14 protein-coding genes are annotated in these 20,107 nt (G+C 64.1%); 4 read left to right on the plus strand and 10 right to left on the minus strand.

Features of this window, described 5'->3' with window-relative positions:
• Window positions 1-216: 216 nt before the first annotated feature.
• The 3 genes from groL to DM450_RS17760 all read right to left on the minus strand — a co-directional run bounded on the left by groL (window position 217) and on the right by DM450_RS17760 (window position 3,760).
• On the minus strand, window positions 217-1,860 hold the full coding sequence (gene groL, locus DM450_RS17750; RefSeq protein WP_142637031.1) for a chaperonin GroEL: 1,644 nt from the start codon (window positions 1,858-1,860) through the stop codon (window positions 217-219).
• Between the two features lie 47 nt (window positions 1,861-1,907).
• Window positions 1,908-2,195, minus strand: a complete 288-nt coding sequence (gene groES, locus DM450_RS17755) for a co-chaperone GroES (protein ID WP_086492655.1) — start codon at window positions 2,193-2,195, stop codon at window positions 1,908-1,910.
• A 185-nt stretch (window positions 2,196-2,380) separates the two neighbouring features.
• Window positions 2,381-3,760, minus strand: a complete 1,380-nt coding sequence (locus tag DM450_RS17760) for an MATE family efflux transporter (RefSeq protein WP_142637033.1) — start codon at window positions 3,758-3,760, stop codon at window positions 2,381-2,383.
• Window positions 3,761-3,900: 140 nt separating this feature from the next.
• Here DM450_RS17760 and DM450_RS17765 point away from each other — a divergent pair, with 140 nt between their 5' ends.
• Window positions 3,901-4,359 carry a c-type cytochrome gene (locus DM450_RS17765; RefSeq protein WP_221889441.1) on the plus strand — a complete coding sequence of 153 codons (459 nt, stop codon included), beginning with the start codon at window positions 3,901-3,903 and terminating at the stop codon, window positions 4,357-4,359.
• A 107-nt stretch (window positions 4,360-4,466) separates the two neighbouring features.
• On the opposite strand, the gene DM450_RS17770 is transcribed toward DM450_RS17765, so the two are convergent.
• The 7 genes from DM450_RS17770 to DM450_RS17800 form a co-directional block, all read right to left on the minus strand.
• Window positions 4,467-5,120: a hypothetical protein gene (locus DM450_RS17770; protein WP_260609978.1), complete on the minus strand. Its 654-nt coding sequence runs from the start codon at window positions 5,118-5,120 to the stop codon at window positions 4,467-4,469.
• Window positions 5,121-5,199: 79 nt separating this feature from the next.
• Window positions 5,200-6,147 carry a bifunctional helix-turn-helix transcriptional regulator/GNAT family N-acetyltransferase gene (locus tag DM450_RS17775; protein ID WP_142637035.1) on the minus strand — a complete coding sequence of 316 codons (948 nt, stop codon included), beginning with the start codon at window positions 6,145-6,147 and terminating at the stop codon, window positions 5,200-5,202.
• A 163-nt stretch (window positions 6,148-6,310) separates the two neighbouring features.
• A complete protein-coding gene (rplL, locus tag DM450_RS17780; RefSeq protein ID WP_021232876.1) occupies window positions 6,311-6,682 on the minus strand; it encodes a 50S ribosomal protein L7/L12 in 372 nt (123 codons plus the stop codon).
• Between the two features lie 87 nt (window positions 6,683-6,769).
• Window positions 6,770-7,282: a 50S ribosomal protein L10 gene (gene rplJ, locus DM450_RS17785; RefSeq protein WP_142637037.1), complete on the minus strand. Its 513-nt coding sequence runs from the start codon at window positions 7,280-7,282 to the stop codon at window positions 6,770-6,772.
• 358 nt (window positions 7,283-7,640) lie between these two features.
• A complete protein-coding gene (locus DM450_RS17790) occupies window positions 7,641-7,898 on the minus strand; it encodes a helix-turn-helix domain-containing protein (RefSeq protein WP_142637039.1) in 258 nt (85 codons plus the stop codon).
• A complete protein-coding gene (locus DM450_RS17795) occupies window positions 7,898-8,446 on the minus strand; it encodes a DUF2975 domain-containing protein (RefSeq protein ID WP_260609981.1) in 549 nt (182 codons plus the stop codon). Before DM450_RS17795 ends, DM450_RS17790 begins: the two co-directional genes overlap by 1 nt.
• Before the next feature lie 26 nt (window positions 8,447-8,472).
• Window positions 8,473-8,664, minus strand: a complete 192-nt coding sequence (locus tag DM450_RS17800) for a hypothetical protein (RefSeq protein WP_142637042.1) — start codon at window positions 8,662-8,664, stop codon at window positions 8,473-8,475.
• A 456-nt stretch (window positions 8,665-9,120) separates the two neighbouring features.
• On the opposite strand from DM450_RS17800, the gene rpoB reads away from it, so the two are divergent.
• The 3 genes from rpoB (at window position 9,121) to DM450_RS17815 (ending at window position 20,020) form a co-directional block, all read left to right on the plus strand.
• Entirely contained in the window at window positions 9,121-13,272 is a 4,152-nt protein-coding gene (rpoB, locus tag DM450_RS17805; protein WP_142637044.1) for a DNA-directed RNA polymerase subunit beta, read from the plus strand.
• A gap of 82 nt (window positions 13,273-13,354) precedes the next feature.
• A complete protein-coding gene (gene rpoC, locus DM450_RS17810; RefSeq protein WP_142637046.1) occupies window positions 13,355-17,659 on the plus strand; it encodes a DNA-directed RNA polymerase subunit beta' in 4,305 nt (1,434 codons plus the stop codon).
• Window positions 17,660-17,821: 162 nt separating this feature from the next.
• Window positions 17,822-20,020 carry a putative bifunctional diguanylate cyclase/phosphodiesterase gene (locus tag DM450_RS17815; protein ID WP_142637048.1) on the plus strand — a complete coding sequence of 733 codons (2,199 nt, stop codon included), beginning with the start codon at window positions 17,822-17,824 and terminating at the stop codon, window positions 20,018-20,020.
• Window positions 20,021-20,107: the final 87 nt, after the last annotated feature.

Genomic DNA, 20,107 nt, shown 5'->3' on the forward strand with positions numbered 1-20,107 from the left:
TCCATGCGGGCAATTGCGGGAACCGGCATGATCCTGTCGGTTTCGCGATGGATTCGGATTCGCTTGGGCAGGATTGCAAGTCCTTCTCGGGCCTCGCCAGGCCTCGTCAGGCTTCGCCAGGCATCGTCGGGCGGGCGGCAAACGAAAAGGGCCGGAGAGATCGCTCTCTCCGGCCCCAATTCGCGTCGGTGACGTGGTTGGCTTAGAAGCCGCCCCTTAGAAACCGCCCATGCCGCCCATGCCGCCCATGTCGGGCATCGCCGGCATGGCGGGCTTGTCGTCGGCCTTTTCGCTGATCGCCGCTTCGGTGGTGATCAGGAGACCGGCGACCGAAGCCGCATCCTGCAGCGCGGTGCGCACGACCTTGGTCGGGTCGATGACGCCGGCGGCGACGAGGTTTTCATAAACGTCGGTCGCGGCGTTGAAGCCGAGCGATTCGTCCGAACCGTCGAGCAGCTTGCCGGCGACGACGGCGCCGTCGTGGCCCGCGTTCTCGGCGATCTGCTTCAGCGGAGCGGTGATCGCCTTGCGGACGATGTCGACGCCGCGGGTCTGGTCGTCGTTGGCGCCGGTCAGGCCATCGAGGGCGCGCGTTGCGTAGAGCAGCGCGGTGCCGCCACCGGGGACGATGCCTTCTTCGACGGCAGCGCGGGTCGCGTGGAGAGCGTCGTCGACGCGGTCCTTGCGTTCCTTCACTTCGACTTCGGTCGCGCCGCCGACCTTGATGACGGCCACGCCGCCAGCCAGCTTGGCGAGACGCTCCTGGAGCTTTTCGCGGTCGTAGTCGCTGGTGGTGACTTCGATCTGGGCACGGATCTGCTCGACGCGGCCCTTGATGTCGTCAGCGGCACCCGAACCGTCGACAATGACGGTGTTGTCCTTGTCGATGGTGACCTTCTTGGCCTGGCCAAGCATGCCGAGCGTGACGCTCTCGAGCTTGATGCCGAGGTCTTCCGAGATCATCTCGCCGGCGGTCAGCGTGGCGATGTCGCCCAGCATGGCCTTGCGGCGATCGCCGAAGCCCGGAGCCTTGACGGCAGCGATCTTCAGGCCGCCACGCAGCTTGTTGACGACGAGCGTGGCAAGGGCTTCACCCTCGATGTCCTCGGCGATGATGAGGAGCGGACGGCCCGACTGCACCACGGCTTCGAGGATCGGCAGCAGCGCCTGGAGCGACGACAGCTTCTTCTCGTGGATGAGGATGTACGGGTTCTCGAGCTCGACCGTCATCTTCTCGGGGTTGGTGACGAAGTAGGGCGAGAGGTAGCCGCGGTCGAACTGCATGCCTTCGACGACATCGAGTTCGAATTCGAGACCCTTGGCCTCCTCGACGGTGATGACGCCTTCCTTGCCGACCTTTTCCATGGCCTCGGCGATCTTTTCGCCGACTTCGGTGTCACCGTTGGCCGAGATCACGCCGACCTGGGCGATTTCCGAGGAACCGGCAACGGCCTTCGAGCGGCCCTTGATGTTCTCGATGACCTTGCCGACAGCGAGGTCGATGCCGCGCTTGAGGTCCATCGGGTTCATGCCGGCGGCAACCGACTTCATGCCTTCGCGTACGATCGCCTGGGCGAGAACGGTCGCGGTGGTGGTGCCGTCACCGGCTGCGTCGTTGGCCTTCGAGGCCACTTCGCGCAGCATCTGGGCGCCCATGTTCTCGAACTTGTCCTTGAGTTCGATTTCCTTGGCGACCGAAACACCGTCCTTGGTGATGCGGGGAGCACCGAAGCTCTTCTCGATCACGACGTTGCGGCCCTTGGGGCCCAGGGTCACCTTGACGGCGTTGGCGAGGGTGTCGACGCCGGCGAGAATGCGTTCACGCGCGTCGCGGCCGAACTTTACGTCCTTGGCTGCCATGTTTTAAATCCTTCCAGAAAATATGAAAAACGCGGAAATTCGGGTGATCAGCCGATCACGCCCAGAATGTCCGATTCCTTCATGATCAGCAGGTCTTCACCGCCGACCTTGACTTCGGTGCCCGACCACTTGCCGAACAGCACGCGGTCGCCAACCTTGACGTCGAGGGGAGTGATGGTGCCGTTTTCAGCGCGGGCGCCGGTGCCGACGGCGACGATTTCGCCTTCAGCCGGCTTTTCCTTGGCGCTGTCGGGGATGATGATGCCACCGGCCGTCTTTTCTTCGGCCTCGACGCGGCGCACGAGAACACGGTCGTGCAGCGGGCGGAAAGTCATGGGATTCTCCCTTATCCTACGAACTAAAAGGGCAAGAAACTGGAATTGGCACTCTAGCATGCAGAGTGCCAACGGCCGCGGATATGGTTCGGCCTCGGGGTCTCGTCAAGCGATGACCCGTCAAAAAATTTCAGGACGGTGTAAGCGCGGGATGAGACGAGTGCATGACGGTCTCGCTTCCAGCCTCACATCGGCGCGAGGTGGAACCGCTCGCGCCAGTGCCAGCGCACCAGCAGCAGGATGGCCGCGGCGGTCAGGCCGACGGCAAGGCCGATCCACACACCGACGCCTTCCAGCGGGGTGAACAGGCCAAGCGCGGCAGAGGTCGCGAAGCCCGCCACCCAGTAGCCGAACAGGGCGATCATCATCGGCACGCGGGTATCCTGAATGCCGCGCAGGGCGCCGGCGACGACGGCCTGCAAGCCATCGGTCAGCTGGAATATCGCTGCCACGAACAGGAACTGCAGGGCAAAGGCGACCAGCACCGCGTTCTCGGGGGCGCTCACGTCGACATAGGCCGAGAGGATGAAGCGGGGGAACGCCAGCATGGTCGAGGCCGAGACGATCATGAACGCCATCGAGATCGCGATCGCTGCGCTGCCGGCATGGCCGACGCCGTGCCTGTTGCCCGCGCCGTAGTGATAGCCGACGCGGATCGTTGCGGCCTGGCCGACGCCGAACGGCACCTGGAAGGCGAAGGCGGCGATCTGCAGGGCGACGGTGTGGGCGGCCAGCTGCGCCTCGCCGATCCGGCCCATCAGGAAGGCGGCGCCCGAAAACAGGCCGCCCTCGGCGATCAGCGTGGCGGCGATCGGCAGGCCGAGCGCGAGGATCTGGCGCATGCGTTCGGTCTCGATCCGCCACATCCGGCCGAACACGTGGTAGCGGCGCAGCTTGCGGTCGGCCGAGATGGCCAGGGCATAGGCGATGACGGTCATGCAGGCGGTAAGAATGCTCGACAGCGCCGAGCCGGTCAGGCCCAGTGCCGGGAAGCCGAAGTGGCCAAAGACCAGCGTGTAGTTGCCCAGCACGTTGACGAGGATGGACAAGGCGGTAATCGCCGTGGCGAAGAACGGCCGTCCCAGCGCGGAGACAAACGTGCGCAACACGTTGGCCACCGCCATCGGCACGATCGCGATCGCGATCACCCGGATGAAGTGGCCGGACAGTGCGACCACTTCGGGTGCCTGCCCGGTCAGCCGCATGAAGGCGCCGCCGAAAAAGCACAGGCCGATGCAGGCCGCACCGATCAGCACCGCGATCCACAGCGCCATGCGGGTAGAGCGACGCACCTCCCGCACCGAGTTGTGGCGGCGGCCGATTTCTGCGGCGATCAGCGGGGCGACCGCGCCGGTAACGCCGTTGAGCCCCATCGCCAGCAGCGCAACGATGGCAACGGCAAGGCTCGAGGCGGCCAGTGCCAGTTGGCCAAGCCGGGCGACAAAGATCACGTCGGTGGCGAAGACCGCCATCTGCAGCAGGTTGGCAAGCGCCAGCGGTCCGGCGAGGCGCAGGGTGGCCGCCAGTTCGGTGCGGAAGGTCGAGGGCAGGTCACGTGTCGCCATGGTCGCCGGGCGATAGGCGTTTGGGACCATGAACGAAAGCGGATTTGCGCTGGATCAGTCACTTCCCTTCAAGGTCCCGACATAATACGGAACGTCGCCGAAAAGGACCGACAGGTCAGGCCAGGTTTTGGAGCTTCCGCATGAAACTGAAGTCGATGATCACCATCGCGCCGCTTGCGCTGCTAGCGGCCTGTGGAGGATCGGGCGGGGATTCTGCCAGCCAATCCGGCAGCGCGTCGGGGAACGAAAAGCCGTCGGCGGCGTCTGCCACGACGACGCAGCCCGAACCTGCAGCGGCCAGCAGCGCGGAGACGGCGCCCCCGGCATTCGCGATCTGCCGGTCGTGCCACTCGGTGGAGGCCGGGCGCAACGGCGTCGGGCCGACGCTGCACGGCATCGTTGGCAGCAAGGCCGGCGATGTCGCTGGTTTCCCGTTCAGTTCGGCGCTGCGCCAGTCCGGCATAACCTGGGATCGCCAGGCGCTCGATACCTGGCTGCAGGGGCCGATGAAGATGGTGCCGGGCACACGCATGGTGATCGCGGTTCCCGATCCCGTGAAGCGCGCCGAGATCATCGATTACCTCGAAAAGCAGAAGTAGTCGGGCTGCATAGGAAAAGGGCGCCGCCGCGGGGGGATGCGGTGGCGCCCTCTCTTCCGGACCTCATCGGGGGTAGGGGATGGCGAGGCCGGGGATGATTTCGGGTTTCAGATCGTGGTGGCGGGCATGGCCTGTCTGGGTGGTTCCGCCGGCCTTTCGACCTTGGCCGGGATTGTTCTGGTAGAGGGGCTGACCGCCTCGCACCTATCCGACGCCGCCTGTGTGATCTTTGGTGCGGAGCCCGAACCGTCGGAGCTGTAGGACACCGCGCGGGTGCAGCCGTTGGCGTCGGTGCTTGTCGAATAGTACGTCACCTGCGCGCCTTTCGGCATGACTCCGGTCATGTTGCCGGTCATTACGAGGGGTGATCCGCCCGAGGGGGCGTCCTGGGCGGCGGCCTGTTGTTGTATCCTGGCCGCGTGGGCCTGAATCATTGCCGCCTGTTGCATCATGACATTCATGCGCGCGTCCATGATTGCGGCGATGGCGTCCATGGCGGCGAAGGGATCGGCCATGTCCGGCATGGCTGCGGACTGGACCCGGTCGGCGGGAACGACCTCGACTTTGGGAGCGACCTCACCGGAATACTGGACCTGCACGATCGAGCCGTCAGGGGCATTGACGTTCATCGTGTGCAGTCTTGCAGCGGCGGATTCGGCTTCGGCTGCGCCGGCGCCCAGAATGACCAGAGCGGCAGCGCCCAGCAGGTACTTTCTCGCCTGAAACCTCGTCGTCCGCATCTTGCTCGAACGCATTCGCATGAGAGGGCAAGCTCCTTTGTGACTCGTCCTTTACCGGACGCAAGCTGCTACCGGGAAGCTGAACGCCGGATGACCCGTTTCACAGCGGATGGATCATCGCGACGTTGCAGCGTTCGTAGCGCGCTCCGTAACGCTCCATGATTCCGGCATCGTGGCGGAAGCCCAGTTTTTCATAGAGATGGATCGCCGCTTCACATTTCCTGTTGGTGAGCAGGTAGAGCGGATCGGCGCCCATCTCGCGGGCCCGGGCGATCATTGCGCCCAGCAGGAACTCGCCCGCCTTCAGGCCGCGCGCGGAGGAGCGCACACCCATCTTGGTCAGTTCGAAGGCATGCGCGCCGGTTTTCTGGAGCGCGCAAGTGCCGACGATACCCAGCCCCTCTGCCTCGACGAACAGGATCGTGCCCCCCGGATCAAGGATGCGCGCGCGAGGGTTTTCCAGTACCTCGCGGTCGGTGGGTTCGAGGCGGAACATCGCCTCGATCCATTCGGCATTGATGTCGTGGAATTCGGGGGCGAGCTGGTCGGAGAATTCGCGAACCGTCAGGCGCGGTTGGCCGAGGCGGGCATGGCGTTCCACCATCGAGGATTCGCTCAAGGCCATCTCGATCCGGGTGATGTGCTGCAGCAGTTCGGAGGTGCGTCCCTCGCACATCTCGTCCACGGCGCGGCCGATGCCGGGCCAGACCTGCAGCTTGACCCGCGCCATCGCGGACTTCCCGGCCGGGGTTAGCGAGAGAAGCCGCTGGCGCAGGTCCGCGCCCGACCTGGCTTCGACCAGGCCGAGTTCGACAAGCTGGCCGATCGCGCGTGTCACTCCGGGCTGGCTGGAGCCGACCGCGTCGGCCAGTTGTCCCACCGTCATGTCGCCGTCGTCGAGCGCGGTCAGCAGCGGGACCTGGCTGGGCTGGATGCCGAGGCCGGTGTCCTCGATGATCCGCGCCGCCTCGCCTTGCAGGCGTTCGGCCAGGCGTTTCATGCGGCTGCCGAGAAGAATACCGCCCAACCGGGCCACGACGTCGGTCATGAGAATCTCCATATCAAGTTATATATCTCGTTATGGAAATGGTCGTGCCGGGTCAAGCGGACATGATCATGCATGATGGGCGTTTCCGGACGCCATAAACGAAAAGGGCGGCCCCGAGAGGCCGCCCTTTCCTTTTTCTGCTCGGAAGAACCCGAGAAGAAGATTACTTGAGCTCGACGGTGCCGCCGGCTTCTTCGATCTTCTTCTTGATTTCTTCGGCTTCAGCCTTCGAAGCGCCTTCCTTGACGGCCTTCGGGGCGCCTTCGACGAGAGCCTTGGCTTCAGCCAGGCCCAGACCGGTGATGGCGCGGACTTCCTTGATGACGTTGATCTTCTTGCCACCGTCGCCGGTGAGGATCACGTCGAATTCAGTCTTTTCTTCAACAGCGGCGGCTTCGCCGGCCGGGGCAGCAGCCACGGCAACGGCAGCAGCGGCGGAAACGCCCCATGCTTCTTCGAGAGCCTTGGCGAGGTCAGCGGCCTCGAGGACGGTCAGCTGCGACAGTTCTTCAACAAGCTTGGCGATATCGGCCATGATAATAACTCCTGATCTGTGGTCCCGGGGTGCTGGATGCGGTCCGCCGGGATAAATCGTTACGAAATGAATTGCTTAAGCTTGAACTCAAGCAGCCTTGTCGGCGTAGGCAGCGAAGACGCGCGCCAGCTTGGCCGCCGGAGCGGTCTGCAGCTGGGCGATCTTGGTCGCCGGAGCCTGAACGAGGCCGATGAGCTTGGCGCGCAGTTCGTCGAGCGAGGGCATCGAGGCGAGAGCCTTGACACCAGCCGCATCCAGAACCTGCGAACCCATCGAGCCGCCGACGATCTCGATCTTGTCGGTCGTCTTGGCGAAGTCGACGACGGCCTTGGCAGCTGCGACGGGGTCCACCGAAGTGGCGATGGCCGTCGGGCCGGTCAGGAAGTCGCCGATACCGACGTAGTCGGTGTCCGCGATGGCAAGCTTGGCAAGACTGTTCTTTGCAACCTTGTAGGTAGCACCGGCTTCACGGATCTTGCCGCGCAGGGCGGTGGACTGGGCCACCGACATGCCGAGGTTGCGGGTGATGACCACCACGCCGACCTCGTTGAAGACCGCGTTGAGCTGGGCGACCGAATCGGCTTTCTGCAAACGATCCATGCCTTACTCCTTCACATGTGACCGTTTGGAACTTGCGTTCCGCACGGCCGGCTACGTTTGTCCGAAGCGCTGATGCGCTTCGAGCGGGTCCGTTGGCGATGGGGAAGGAGTTCTTCGGGGTGAAACCCGAATAGGGCACCACGCTTCATAAGGAGCGAGGGCCGGAAAATTTCCTGTTCCCCGTCTAGGCTGGAAATTAAGCACCCGCAAAATCGGGAGCACCAACTGTCTCGGACGGATGAACGAAGGGCCGGGGCCCAACGGTTCGAGGGCGCCTTTGCCGCAAAGCGCCCTCGGAGTCAAGTGAGTCGGTCCCGGCTCTCAGGCCCGGCTTTCAGGCGAGCTTTCAGGCCAGCTTTCAGGCCTCTGCGGGCGCGGCGGCCGGTTGCTCGCTGGCGTAGGCCAGCAGGTCACCCGGCTGGCAATCGAGTTCCCGGCAGATCGCTTCGAGGGTGGAGAAGCGGATCGCCTTGGCCTTGCCGGTCTTGAGGATCGACAGGTTTGCCAGGGTGATGCCGATGCGCTCGGCCAGTTCGGTCAGCGTCATGCGGCGGGCGTAGAGCAGGTCGTCGAGCTTGACCACGATATTGCCTCCTTCGTTGCTGTCATCGCCCATCACACGGTTCCTTCAAGGTCGGCGCGCATCTCCGCCCCCTTGCGGAAGACGCGGGCGAGGATGAACAGGATCAGCATCAGCAGCAGGCCGTTGCCGGAAATGCCGCCGATCGTGTCGATGCGGGTATGGCCCTCGCCGATCCTGTTGATCATCGCGCCAAGGCCTGCAAGCGGGGCGCCCAGCAACTGCACGGCCAGCGTCAGCCACGCCATCTGGGTAAGGCGCCGGGCGTTGTCCGGCACGAAGGGGTCGCCTTCGCCGACGGTGCCGACGATGCGCTTCAGGAGCTGGAACACCCGGAACAGGATGCCGCACAGGAGTGCGGCGAAAACCAGGATCGCGCTGACCACCCAGAAGAACTGCGGCATCACGAGGGGCATGTCCTTGGCGATCTGTGCCGAGATGTCGTCCTGGAGCAGCAGCATCAGTGGAATGGCCAGGAGGCAGGCGGCGACGGCGATGATCATGCTGGCCATCAGGAACCACAGGAGCCCCTTGGCGACGGCCAGCAGCGGGTCGCGGGTGATCGATTGCATGGTGGAGGTCATGTTTGCTTGCCCCTCTTTCGGCAGGATTACATCAGTGCCGGCGCGGAAGGCGCGGCGATGACGATGGTGACGTGGGTGCCCGTTTCGGCGACGATCGGCCGGTGGTCCGCGGCTTCGGCCGGGGCCGAGACGGTCGGCAGCCAGAAGGCGGTGGTCAGGAGTGCGGCCAGCCCCGCGGCGAGCGGGCGGGAGGCCTTGTGCATCTGCGACTGGGTCATTGGTCGTTCTCCGATATGTTCGATATCGATATTCAATAAGTCGGTTCGCGCTTATCGTCAATCGATAATATTGAAAAACGATATGCTCATGATTGTTTCCCGGTAAGGTGGCATTGGCGGCAGGGCTGTGCGCTGCGGCGGGAGGTGGCGGATCCCGGTGGGCCAAATTGACAGTGGGTGGCCCGGCCCCTATATGGACGCCTCGCTCGATGGCCTCGAGCAAGGCTGCCCATGCGCGGGGGCATGCCCGGGAAGGAGGCCTTCGGGATTTTATCCGATGCATCAGGCTGCTGGCCGCAATGGGCATTCCGTCAGGGATTCCGCGCGTGCCGGGCGGCCTTTTGGCGTTTCGGGTGCCCTGCTTTTGCAGCAGGGATTACGTCCTCGCAGACGAGATTTTCAAGGGGTCGTTCATCGCGAATCGGCCCCGAACCGAAGAGGCAAAAAGACCAGCTCATGGCCACCAAGCCCGCACACGTACGCTCTGCAAAGAAGCGCATCCGCAAGATCTTCGGCGACATCCACGAAGTCGTCCAGATGCCCAACCTCATCGAGGTGCAGCGCGAGAGCTACGAACAGTTCCTGCGTTCGAACCCGGCGACCGGTTATGTTTCCGGCCTCGAGAAGACCCTGCGCTCGGTCTTCCCGATCCGTGACTTTGCGGGCACCAGCGAACTCGACTTCGTGCACTACGAGCTGGAAGAGCCGAAGTACGACGTGACCGAGTGCCGCCAGCGCGGCATCACTTACGCGGCCCCGATGAAGGTCACGCTGCGCCTGATCGTGTTCGAAGTCGATGCCGAGACCGAGACCCGTTCGGTCCTCGATATCAAGGAGCAGGACGTCTACATGGGCGACATGCCGCTCATGACCGAGAACGGCACCTTCTTCATCAACGGCACCGAGCGCGTCATCGTATCGCAGATGCACCGTTCGCCGGGCGTCCTGTTCGACCACGACCGCGGCAAGACGCACTCCTCGGGCAAGTATCTTTTCGCTGCTCGCGTTATTCCGTACCGTGGTTCCTGGCTGGACTTCGAGTTCGACGCCAAGGACATCGTCAACGTACGTATCGACCGCAAGCGCAAGCTGCCGGTCACCTCGCTGCTGTTCGGCCTTGGTCTCGACAGCGAAGCGATCCTCAACCACTTCTACGAGACCGTGACCTGGAAGCGTGGTTCGGGCGGCTGGCAGCTGCCCTACCAGGCCGAAGCCTGGCGCGGTGCCAAGCCGGCATTCGACATCGTCGACGCCAAGTCGGGCGAAGTCGTGTTCCCCGCCGGCCAGAAGATCAGCCCGCGCGCTGCCAACAAGGCGCAGAAGGACGGTCTTGAGGAACTGCTGATCCCGACCGAGGAAATCTTCGGCCGCTATTCGGCCAAGGACCTGATCGACGAGTCGACCGGCCGCATCTACATCGAAGCCGGCGACGAAGTGTCGCCCGAAAACCTCGACGCGCTCGACCGCGCCGGCATCGACCAGATCGACCTGCTCGACATCGACGACATCAACACCGGTCCCTGGATCCGCAACACGCTCAAGGCCGACAAGGCCGAGAACCGCGACATGGGTCTGGAAGCGATCTACAAGGTCATGCGTCCGGGCGAACCGCCGACGAAGGAAACCGCCGAAGCGCTGTTCGAAGGCCTGTTCTTCGACGCCGACCGCTACGACCTTTCGGCCGTCGGCCGCGTCAAGATGAACATGCGTCTCGGCCTCGATGCCGAGGACACCGTGACCACCCTGCGCGTCGAGGACATCCTCGCCGTGGTCAAGGAACTGGTGAACCTCAAGGACGGCAAGGGCGAAATCGACGACATCGACAATCTCGGCAACCGCCGTGTGCGTTCGGTGGGCGAGCTGCTCGAGAACCAGTACCGCGTCGGCCTGCTCCGCATGGAGCGCGCCGTGAAGGAGCGCATGAGCTCGGTCGACGTGTCGACCGTGATGCCGAACGACCTCATCAACGCCAAGCCCGCCGTGGCCGCCGTTCGCGAGTTCTTCGGTTCCTCGCAGCTCTCGCAGTTCATGGACCAGACCAACCCGCTGTCGGAAGTCACCCACAAGCGCCGCGTTTCGGCGCTCGGGCCGGGTGGTCTTACCCGTGAGCGCGCCGGCTTCGAAGTCCGCGACGTTCACCCGACCCACTATGGCCGTATCTGCCCGATTGAAACGCCGGAAGGCCCGAACATCGGTCTGATCAACTCGCTGTCGACCTTCGCCCGCGTCAACAAGTACGGCTTCATCGAAACCCCGTACCGCAAGGTGAACGACGGTCACGTCACCAAGGACGTGGTCTACCTGTCGGCGATGGAAGAGCAGAAGCACACCGTCGCGCAGGCGTCGGCCGAGCTGAACGCCGACGGCTCGTTCGTCGAGGAACTCGTCTCGGCTCGCCAGAACGGCGAATTCGTGATGAGCCCGCGCGATCAGGTCACGCTGATGGACGTTTCGCCCAAGCAGCTCGTCTCGGTGGCCGCCTCGCTCATTCCGTTCCTGGAAAACGACGACGCCAACCGCGCACTCATGGGCTCGAACATGCAGCGTCAGGCCGTGCCGCTCGTGAAGGCGGACGCTCCGTTCGTCGGCACCGGCATGGAAGAGACGGTTGCACGCGATTCGGGCGCGGCGATCTCGGCGCTGCGCGCCGGTATCGTCGACCAGGTTGACGCGACCCGTATCGTTATCCGCGCCTCGGGCGATATCGAACCCGGCAAGTCGGGCGTCGATATCTACCGTCTGCAGAAGTTCGAGCGTTCGAACCAGTCGACCTGCATCAACCAGCGTCCGCTGGTGAAGGTGGGCGAAGTCGTGCAGGCGGGCGATACCATCGCCGACGGCCCGTCGACCGAGTTCGGCGAACTGGCCCTGGGCCGCAACGTGCTGGTCGCGTTCATGCCCTGGAACGGTTACAACTACGAAGACTCCATCCTGATCTCCGAGCGCATCGTGAAGGACGACGTGTTCACGTCGATCCACATCGACGAGTTCGAAGTGATGGCCCGCGACACCAAGCTGGGGCCGGAAGACATCACCCGCGACATCCCGAACGTCGGCGAGGAAGCCCTGCGCAACCTCGACGAGGCGGGCATCGTCTACATCGGTGCCGAAGTGCACCCGGGCGACATCCTGGTCGGCAAGATCACCCCGAAGGGCGAAAGCCCGATGACGCCGGAAGAAAAGCTCCTGCGCGCCATCTTCGGTGAAAAGGCCTCGGATGTCCGTGACACCTCGCTGCGTCTGCCGCCGGGCGTTTCGGGCACGATCGTCGACGTGCGCGTGTTCAACCGTCACGGCATCGAGGTCGACGACCGTACCCGCGCGATCCAGAACGAGGAAATCGAACGCCTCGCCAAGGACCGCGAGGACGAACGTGCGATCCTCAACCGCGCCACTTACAACCGTCTGAAGGACATGCTCCTCGGCCAGGTTGCCGCTTCGGCGCCCAAGGGCCTGAAGAAGGGCGTGGAGATCACCGAGGACGTGCTGGCTGAGGTCGAGCGTCACGAGTGGTGGAAGTTCGCGGTTGCGGACGATCACATGCAGTCGCAGCTCGAAGCGGTGAAGACCCAGTACGACATCACCGTCAAGGCGATCCAGGAGAAGTTCGAGGACCGCAAGGAGAAGCTGGAACGCGGTGACGAACTCGCGCCCGGCGTGCTCAAGATGGTCAAGGTCTTTGTTGCCGTGAAGCGCAAGCTTCAGCCGGGCGACAAGATGGCCGGCCGTCACGGCAACAAGGGTATCATCAGCCGCATCCTGCCGCTGGAAGACATGCCCTTCCTCGAGGACGGCACGCCCGTCGACTTCGTGATGAACCCGCTCGGCGTGCCTTCGCGCATGAACGTCGGCCAGATCTTCGAAACGCACCTTGGCTGGGCCGCCCGCGGTCTGGGCGCGCGTATCGGCGAGGCGCTGGATGCATGGCGCGTGGCCAACCCGAACCCGGTTGCCGGCCAGCCGCCGGAAGCCGTTCGCGAGCTGCTCAAGGAGATCTACGGCGACAACTACACCGCCGATATCGACTCGCGCAGCGACGAGCAGATCGTCGAGTTCGCCCAGTCCGTCCGCAAGGGCGTGCCGATGGGCTCGCCGGTGTTCGACGGCGCGGTCGAGAAGGATGTCTCCGACATGCTCAAGCTCGCCGGTCTCGACGAGTCGGGCCAGGTGAACCTCTACGACGGCCGTACCGGTGACTGCTTCGACCGCAAGGTCACGGTGGGCATGAAGTACGTGCTCAAGCTGCACCACCTTGTCGACGACAAGATCCACGCCCGTTCGATCGGTCCGTACTCGCTCGTCACCCAGCAGCCGCTGGGTGGTAAGGCGCAGTTCGGCGGCCAGCGCTTCGGTGAAATGGAGGTCTGGGCCCTCCAGGCCTACGGCGCCGCCTACACCCTGCAGGAAATGCTGACGGTGAAGTCGGACGACGTGGTCGGCCGTACCAAGGTCTACGAAGCGATCGTCAAGGGCGACGACACCTTCGAAGCCGGCATTCCGGAGAGCTTCAACGTTCTCGTCAAGGAAATGCGCTCGCTGGGCCTCAACGTCGAGCTTACGAGCCACGACGACATCGAGGACGACGGCACGGCGCTGGCGGCGGAATAACGGGATCACGGGCGGAGCCGCCGCGCTCCGCCCGCCCCAGTTTCCGTCCGATTAGAGAATTCACCCCCAGAGGGATTGAACCATGAACGACCTGACCAAGTTCACCAACCAGATGGCGAAGCCCGAGACCTTCGATCAGATCCAGATCGGTCTCGCGAGCCCCGAGCGTATTCGCTCCTGGTCCTTCGGCGAGATCAAGAAGCCGGAAACCATCAACTACCGTACGTTCAAGCCCGAGCGTGACGGCCTCTTCTGCGCCCGCATCTTCGGTCCCGTGAAGGACTACGAATGCCTTTGCGGCAAGTACAAGCGCATGAAGTACAAGGGCGTCGTCTGCGAGAAGTGCGGCGTCGAAGTCACCGTGACCAAGGTGCGCCGCGAGCGCATGGGCCACATCGAGCTGGCCGCTCCGGTCGCGCACATCTGGTTCCTCAAGTCGCTGCCCTCGCGCATCGGCCTGCTGCTCGACATGCAGCTCAAGCAGCTTGAGCGTGTCCTCTACTTCGAGAGCTACATCGTCATCGAGCCGGGCCTGACCCCGCTCGAGAAGTACCAGCTGCTCACCGAAGACGAACTGCTCGACGCCCAGGACGAGTATGGCGAAGACGCCTTCTCGGCCGGCATCGGCGCCGAGGCGGTGAAGCACATGCTCATCAACCTCGACCTCGAGCAGGAGCGTGCGGACCTTCTTCAGGAACTTGAGACGACCAAGTCGGAACTCAAGCCCAAGAAGATCATCAAGCGCCTCAAGGTCGTGGAATCGTTCATCGATTCGGGCAATCGTCCCGAATGGATGATCCTTGAAGTCGTCCCGGTCATTCCGCCCGAACTGCGCCCGCTGGTGCCGCTGGACGGTGGCCGTTTCGCGACGTCGGATCTCAACGACCTCTATCGCCGCGTCATCAACCGCAACAACCGTCTGAAGCGCCTGATCGAGCTGCGTGCGCCGGACATCATCGTCCGCAACGAAAAGCGCATGCTGCAGGAAGCCGTCGACGCGCTGTTCGACAACGGCCGCCGCGGCCGCGTCATCACCGGCGCCAACAAGCGTCCGCTGAAGTCGCTGTCCGACATGCTGAAGGGCAAGCAGGGCCGCTTCCGTCAGAACCTGCTCGGCAAGCGCGTCGACTATTCGGGCCGTTCGGTCATCGTGACCGGTCCGGAACTCAAGCTGCACCAGTGCGGTCTTCCCAAGAAGATGGCGCTCGAGCTGTTCAAGCCGTTCATCTACGCGCGCCTTGACGCCAAGGGTCTGTCGATGACCCTGAAGCAGGCCAAGAAGTGGGTCGAGAAGGAACGCAAGGAAGTCTGGGACATCCTCGACGAAGTCATTCGCGAGCACCCGGTCATGCTGAACCGCGCGCCGACGCTCCACCGTCTGGGCATCCAGGCGTTCGAACCGGTGCTGATCGAAGGCAAGGCGATCCAGCTGCACCCGCTCGTCTGCTCGGCCTTCAACGCCGACTTCGACGGTGACCAGATGGCCGTCCACGTGCCGCTCTCGCTGGAAGCCCAGCTGGAAGCCCGCGTGCTGATGATGTCGACCAACAACATCCTGTCGCCCGCCAACGGCAAGCCGATCATCGTTCCTTCGCAGGACATGGTTCTCGGCCTCTACTACCTGTCGATGGACCGCACCGGCGAGCCGGGTGAAGGCATGAAGTTCGCGGACATGGCCGAAGTGCACCAGGCGCTTCACGTCGGTGCCGTGACCCTGCACTCGAAGATCGAGGCCCGCGTGCCGCAGACCGACGAGAACGGTCAGCAGTACATGAAGCGCTTCGAGACCACCCCGGGCCGCATGCTGCTGGGCGAATGCCTGCCGAAGTCGCACACGGTGCCCTTCGACGTCGTCAACCGCCTTCTCACCAAGAAGGAAATCGGTGACGTCATCGACCAAGTGTATCGTCACACCGGCCAGAAGGACACGGTGCTGTTCGCCGACGCGATCATGTCGCTCGGCTTCCGCAACGCGTTCAAGGCGGGCATCTCCTTCGGCAAGGATGACATGATCATCCCGGATTCGAAGGAAGCCCTGGTGAACGAGACCAAGGAACTGGTTGCCGACTACGAGCAGCAGTACCAGGACGGCCTCATCACCCAGCAGGAAAAGTACAACAAGGTGATCGACGCCTGGAGCCGTTGCGGCGACCAGGTGGCGAACGCCATGATGGAAGAGCTGAAGGCTCAGCCGATCGATCCCGAGACCGGCCGCATGGCGCAGATCAACTCGATCTACATGATGAGCCACTCCGGTGCGCGTGGTAGCCCGGCGCAGATGAAGCAGCTGGGCGGTATGCGCGGCCTCATGGCCAAGCCGTCGGGCGAGATCATCGAAACGCCGATCATCTCGAACTTCAAGGAAGGTCTGACCGTTCTTGAATACTTCAACTCGACCCACGGCGCCCGTAAGGGTCTGGCCGACACCGCGCTCAAGACGGCGAACTCGGGTTACCTGACCCGCCGTCTGGTCGACGTGTCGCAGGACTGCGTTGTCGTGATCGAGGATTGCGGTACCGAGCGTGCGCTGGAAATGCGTTCGATCGTGCAGGGTGGTTCGACCATCGCCTCGCTGGCCGAGCGTATCCTGGGCCGTACCCTGGCCGAGGACATCCTCGACAAGGAAGGCAACACGGTTGCCGCCAAGGGCCAGCTCCTCGACGAAGCCGCCGTGGCCGCGATCGAGGCGACCGGCCTGCAGGCTGCCCGCATCCGTTCGCCGCTGGTCTGCGAAGCCCAGCAGGGCGTCTGCGGCAAGTGCTACGGCCGTGACCTGGCCCGTGGTACTCCGGTCAACATCGGTGAAGCTGTCGGCGTCATCGCCGCACAGTCGATCGGTGAACCGGGCACCCAGCTCACCATGCGTACCTTCCACATTGGCGGTGCCGCGCAGCTCAACGAAACCAGCCACCTGGAATCGATCTGCGACGGCCGTGTCGAGTATCGTGACATCCCGACCATCGTCGACAAGCGCGGTCGCCGCCTGTCGCTGGCCCGCAACGGCGAGATCGTGGTGTTCGACAGCGAAGGCCGCGAACGTGCGATCAGCCGCGTGCCTTACGGTACCGTGCTGCTCCACACTGACGGCGCTTCGGTGAAGGAAGGCGAACGCCTGGCCGAGTGGGATCCGTTCTCGCTGCCGATCATCACCGAAACCTCGGGCGTGGTGAAGTATCAGGACCTGATCGACACCCGCACGCTGACCGAGCACGTCGACGATGCAACCGGCATGACCAGCCGCGTCGTCACCGAAGACCGTTCGTCGCGCACCGCGAAGAAGAAGGAAGACCTGCGTCCGCGCATCACCCTTCTGGACGATTCGTCGGGCGAGACCGCGCGCTACATGATGGCGCCGGGCACCACGCTGTCGGTCGAGGACGGCCAGGCGGTCGAAGCGGGCGACATCATCGCCCGTGCCAGCCGCGAAGCCGCCAAGACCCGCGACATCACCGGTGGTCTGCCGCGCGTTGCCGAACTGTTCGAGGCCCGCAAGCCGAAGGACAACTCGATCATCGCCAAGGTTTCCGGCCGCATCGAGTTCGTGCGCGACTACAAGGCCAAGCGCAAGATCGCGATCATTCCGGAAGAGGGTGATCCGATCGAGTACCTGATCCCGAAGAGCCGCGTGATCGACGTGCAGGAAGGCGACTTCGTCAAGAAGGGCGACAACCTGATCTCGGGTTCGCCCGATCCGCACGACATTCTGGAAGTCCTCGGTGTCGAGGCGCTGGCGGAATACCTCGTGGCGGAAATCCAGGAAGTCTACCGCTTGCAGGGCGTGAAGATCAACGACAAGCACATCGAGACGATCGTTCGCCAGATGCTGCAGAAGGTCGAGATCACCGCGGGTGGCGACACCACCCTGCTGCCGGGCGAACAGGTCGACTACGAAGAGATGTTCGAGATCAACAGCAAGCTTCCCGAGGGCAAGATGCCCGCGGAAGGCAAGCCGGTGCTGCTCGGCATCACCAAGGCTTCGCTGCAGACCCGTTCGTTCATCTCGGCCGCATCCTTCCAGGAAACCACCCGCGTGCTCACGCAGGCGGCGGTCGAAGGCAAGAAGGACACCCTGATCGGCCTGAAGGAAAACGTCATCGTTGGCCGCCTGATCCCGGCGGGTACGGGTGCCGGCATGAACCGCATGCGCGTCGCCGCGTCGAGCAGGGACGCTGCCCTGCGCGCTTCGTACCGCCGCATGCAGGAAGCTCTGATCGCTGCCAACTCGGCGGAAGAAGAGCATGCCGCCGAACTGGCCCAGGGTCCGGAAGCGGCGATCGGCAACGATCCGCTGGCGATCGTCGAGGGTGAAACCCATGGTCTGGACGCCGATGCCGGCGATTACCTGATCAAGGGTGACGATCAGGCCGAAGGTGAAGGCGAAGCGTAAGCTTCCCTTCCCCCGGCTTAGCAGCCCCATGAAAAACCCCGCCGGAGCGATCCGGCGGGGTTTTTTCTTGGATTTGGCCTTTTTGGCGCCTTGTCATGGTTACGGGAAAGTAACCTTCGAGCGACTAAGCACTTGTCCTGAGATGCTGGCAGGACAGGGTCGATGGCCTGGAATTTCGGACGTTCAGACAGGTTGGCCGCGCGCGCGGCGTCCCGGCAGGCCCTGCTGCTGGGTGCGGAAGAAGCGCAGAGCTTCTGCCGGGCGGTGGAAGGCATCGACGGTATCGGCTTCTGGGCATCCGACGCGCAGGGCGCGATCCGCTATCTGTCGGAAAAGGCGCTCGTCCGGCTGCCCTCGCCCGATGCCGTGCTTGGCCAGCCGCTGACCGATGTTTTTGATACGCGCGATGACGGTGCCGGATCGGGACGCAGTCTGCGCTTCGTGCTTTCGCGCCGCTCGCGCTTCGAGAAGCTGACCGTCTGCACCGGTGATGGCGGTCAGCGCCGCTGGTGGCAGCTGTCGGGCGAGGCGCAGTTCGGGCCAGGCGGGGGGTTCGAGGGCTTCTGCGGGCTCTGCGCGGAGATCACCGACGAACGTCGGGTCGCCGAGGAGAACTCGCGCGATGCGATGCACGATCCGCTGACCGGGCTGATCAATCGGCGCGAGATGGCGCGGGCGCTGGAACGCACGCTCTCGGCCTACCGCGTGCAGGAACGCCCCTGTGCGACGCTGCTGATCGATCTGGACCGTTTCAAGCAAGTCAACGATACACTGGGCCATTCGACCGGCGATGCCCTGCTGCGGCAGGTTGCCGATCGTCTGGTGACGATCGTCGGCCAGGCCGAGCGGATCTGCCGGCTCGGCGGCGACGAATTCCAGATCCTGGTCCCCGATGTCGAGGATCGGGGCGATCTCGGTAATCTCGCCGAGCGGATTATCGCCATGCTTTCGCAGCCCTATTCGGTGGAGGGCAATCGCTGCATCATCGGCGCCTCGGTGGGTATTGCCGTGGCCCCGTTCGACGGCCAGGATGTTGATGAACTGGTGCGCAACGCCGATCTTGCGCTCTATGCCGCCAAGCACGGTGGGCGAGGGCGGTTCCGCTTCTTCTCACGCGATCTGCTGACGGCGGCGGAAGACCGCCGGATGCTGGAGGAACACCTCCACGATGCGCTGGCTCGCGGCGAACTGGAACTTCATTACCAGCCGATCGTCGCGGCGGGCAGCGATGCGGTTTCCGGCGCGGAGGCGTTGATGCGCTGGAACCACCCCGGCAAAGGGGTGATCAGCCCGGCCCAGTTCATCCCCATCGCCGAGGAATCGCCGATGATCTGCCAGATCGGCGAATGGGCGCTGCGCCAGGCCTGCCAGGATGCGGCGCAGTGGCCGGGGGACTTGCGCGTGGCGGTGAACGTCTCGCCGCGCCAGTTCACCGATACGGGGTTCCCCGCGGTGGTGGCAAGCGCGCTGGCGGCCTCGGGGTTGGCGGCGGAGCGCCTCGAGCTGGAGATCACCGAAGGCGTGTTCCTGGCCGAAGGGGCGGATACCGATGCCCGCTTCCACACGCTCAAGGCACTGGGGGTGCGGCTTGCCCTCGACGATTTCGGCACCGGCTATTCTTCGCTCGGCTACTTGCGTACGGCTCCCTTCGACAAGATCAAGATCGACCAGAGCTTCGTGCGCGGCACCGCCGAGGCGGGCACACGCAACAAGGCACTGATCAGCGCGATCGTCGCCATGGCCAAGGCCATCGGCATGGAAACCACCGCCGAGGGCATCGAGACGCTCGATCAACTGGCGATGATGCGCGAACTCGGCGTCAGTCATGTTCAGGGCTTTGTCTATGCCCAGGCGATGCCGGCAGCGGAATTCCTCGCTGCCGCCGCCCAGCCGCACTGGGGCATCGTGCCGAGCGGACCTGCCCGCCAGCGCGGCGAGCGTATTTCGATGTTCCGCTGGATCGGCGCGATCCACGAGGATCATTACTATCCGGCCGTGCTGCGCAATCTCTCGGCCACCGGCGCGCTGATCGACGGGCTGGAGGACGTTCCGGTGGGCACGCGCTTCGTGCTCTATTTCGGCGAGGGCCAGTTGGAGGTGGCGACGGTGCGGCGCACGATCGGCGAGCAACTGGGCGTGGCCTTCGAGAAGAGCCTGGTCAACGACGGTAACGGGGGGCTTTGCACCCGCACGCGAATTTCGCCTTACGATCTCGTCAATGCGGGCTTGCCGCCCGATTTCGAGGTCAGCACGATCCGCACGCCGATCGCGCCGCGCGACGGCCGGATTGCCATCCCGGCCTTCACCTCGACCGTCGGGCGCAAGGCGATACAGGGAACAGGCGTCTCGACTGGCGGCTGACGCACGCCGACCGGCGACATGGCCTTGCGCGGCGGAACGGGCGATAGAGGGGGTACCCCCCGTTCCCGCAAGGCCATACGCTCATGG

Origin of the sequence: Sphingomonas sp. IC081 (assembly GCF_006874585.1) — a bacterium.
Lineage (GTDB): Bacteria > Pseudomonadota > Alphaproteobacteria > Sphingomonadales > Sphingomonadaceae > Novosphingobium.

Bases quoted from the DNA above. Each gene is read 5' to 3' on its own strand.
- DM450_RS17800 (WP_142637042.1), bottom strand. From the start codon at position 8,664: ATGACCCAGTCGCAGATGCACAAGGCCTCCCGCCCGCTCGCCGCGGGG.
- rplJ (WP_142637037.1), bottom strand. From the start codon at position 7,282: ATGGATCGTTTGCAGAAAGCCGATTCGGTCGCCCAGCTCAACGCGGTC.
- DM450_RS17790 (WP_142637039.1), bottom strand. From the start codon at position 7,898: ATGGGCGATGACAGCAACGAAGGAGGCAATATCGTGGTCAAGCTCGAC.
- groL (WP_142637031.1), bottom strand. From the start codon at position 1,860: ATGGCAGCCAAGGACGTAAAGTTCGGCCGCGACGCGCGTGAACGCATT.
- DM450_RS17815 (WP_142637048.1), top strand. From the start codon at position 17,822: ATGGCCTGGAATTTCGGACGTTCAGACAGGTTGGCCGCGCGCGCGGCG.
- DM450_RS17760 (WP_142637033.1), bottom strand. From the start codon at position 3,760: ATGGCGACACGTGACCTGCCCTCGACCTTCCGCACCGAACTGGCGGCC.
- DM450_RS17775 (WP_142637035.1), bottom strand. From the start codon at position 6,147: ATGACCGACGTCGTGGCCCGGTTGGGCGGTATTCTTCTCGGCAGCCGC.
- rplL (WP_021232876.1), bottom strand. From the start codon at position 6,682: ATGGCCGATATCGCCAAGCTTGTTGAAGAACTGTCGCAGCTGACCGTC.
- DM450_RS17765 (WP_221889441.1), top strand. From the start codon at position 3,901: ATGAAACTGAAGTCGATGATCACCATCGCGCCGCTTGCGCTGCTAGCG.
- groES (WP_086492655.1), bottom strand. From the start codon at position 2,195: ATGACTTTCCGCCCGCTGCACGACCGTGTTCTCGTGCGCCGCGTCGAG.
- DM450_RS17770 (WP_260609978.1), bottom strand. From the start codon at position 5,120: ATGCGAATGCGTTCGAGCAAGATGCGGACGACGAGGTTTCAGGCGAGA.
- rpoB (WP_142637044.1), top strand. From the start codon at position 9,121: ATGGCCACCAAGCCCGCACACGTACGCTCTGCAAAGAAGCGCATCCGC.
- rpoC (WP_142637046.1), top strand. From the start codon at position 13,355: ATGAACGACCTGACCAAGTTCACCAACCAGATGGCGAAGCCCGAGACC.
- DM450_RS17795 (WP_260609981.1), bottom strand. From the start codon at position 8,446: ATGACCTCCACCATGCAATCGATCACCCGCGACCCGCTGCTGGCCGTC.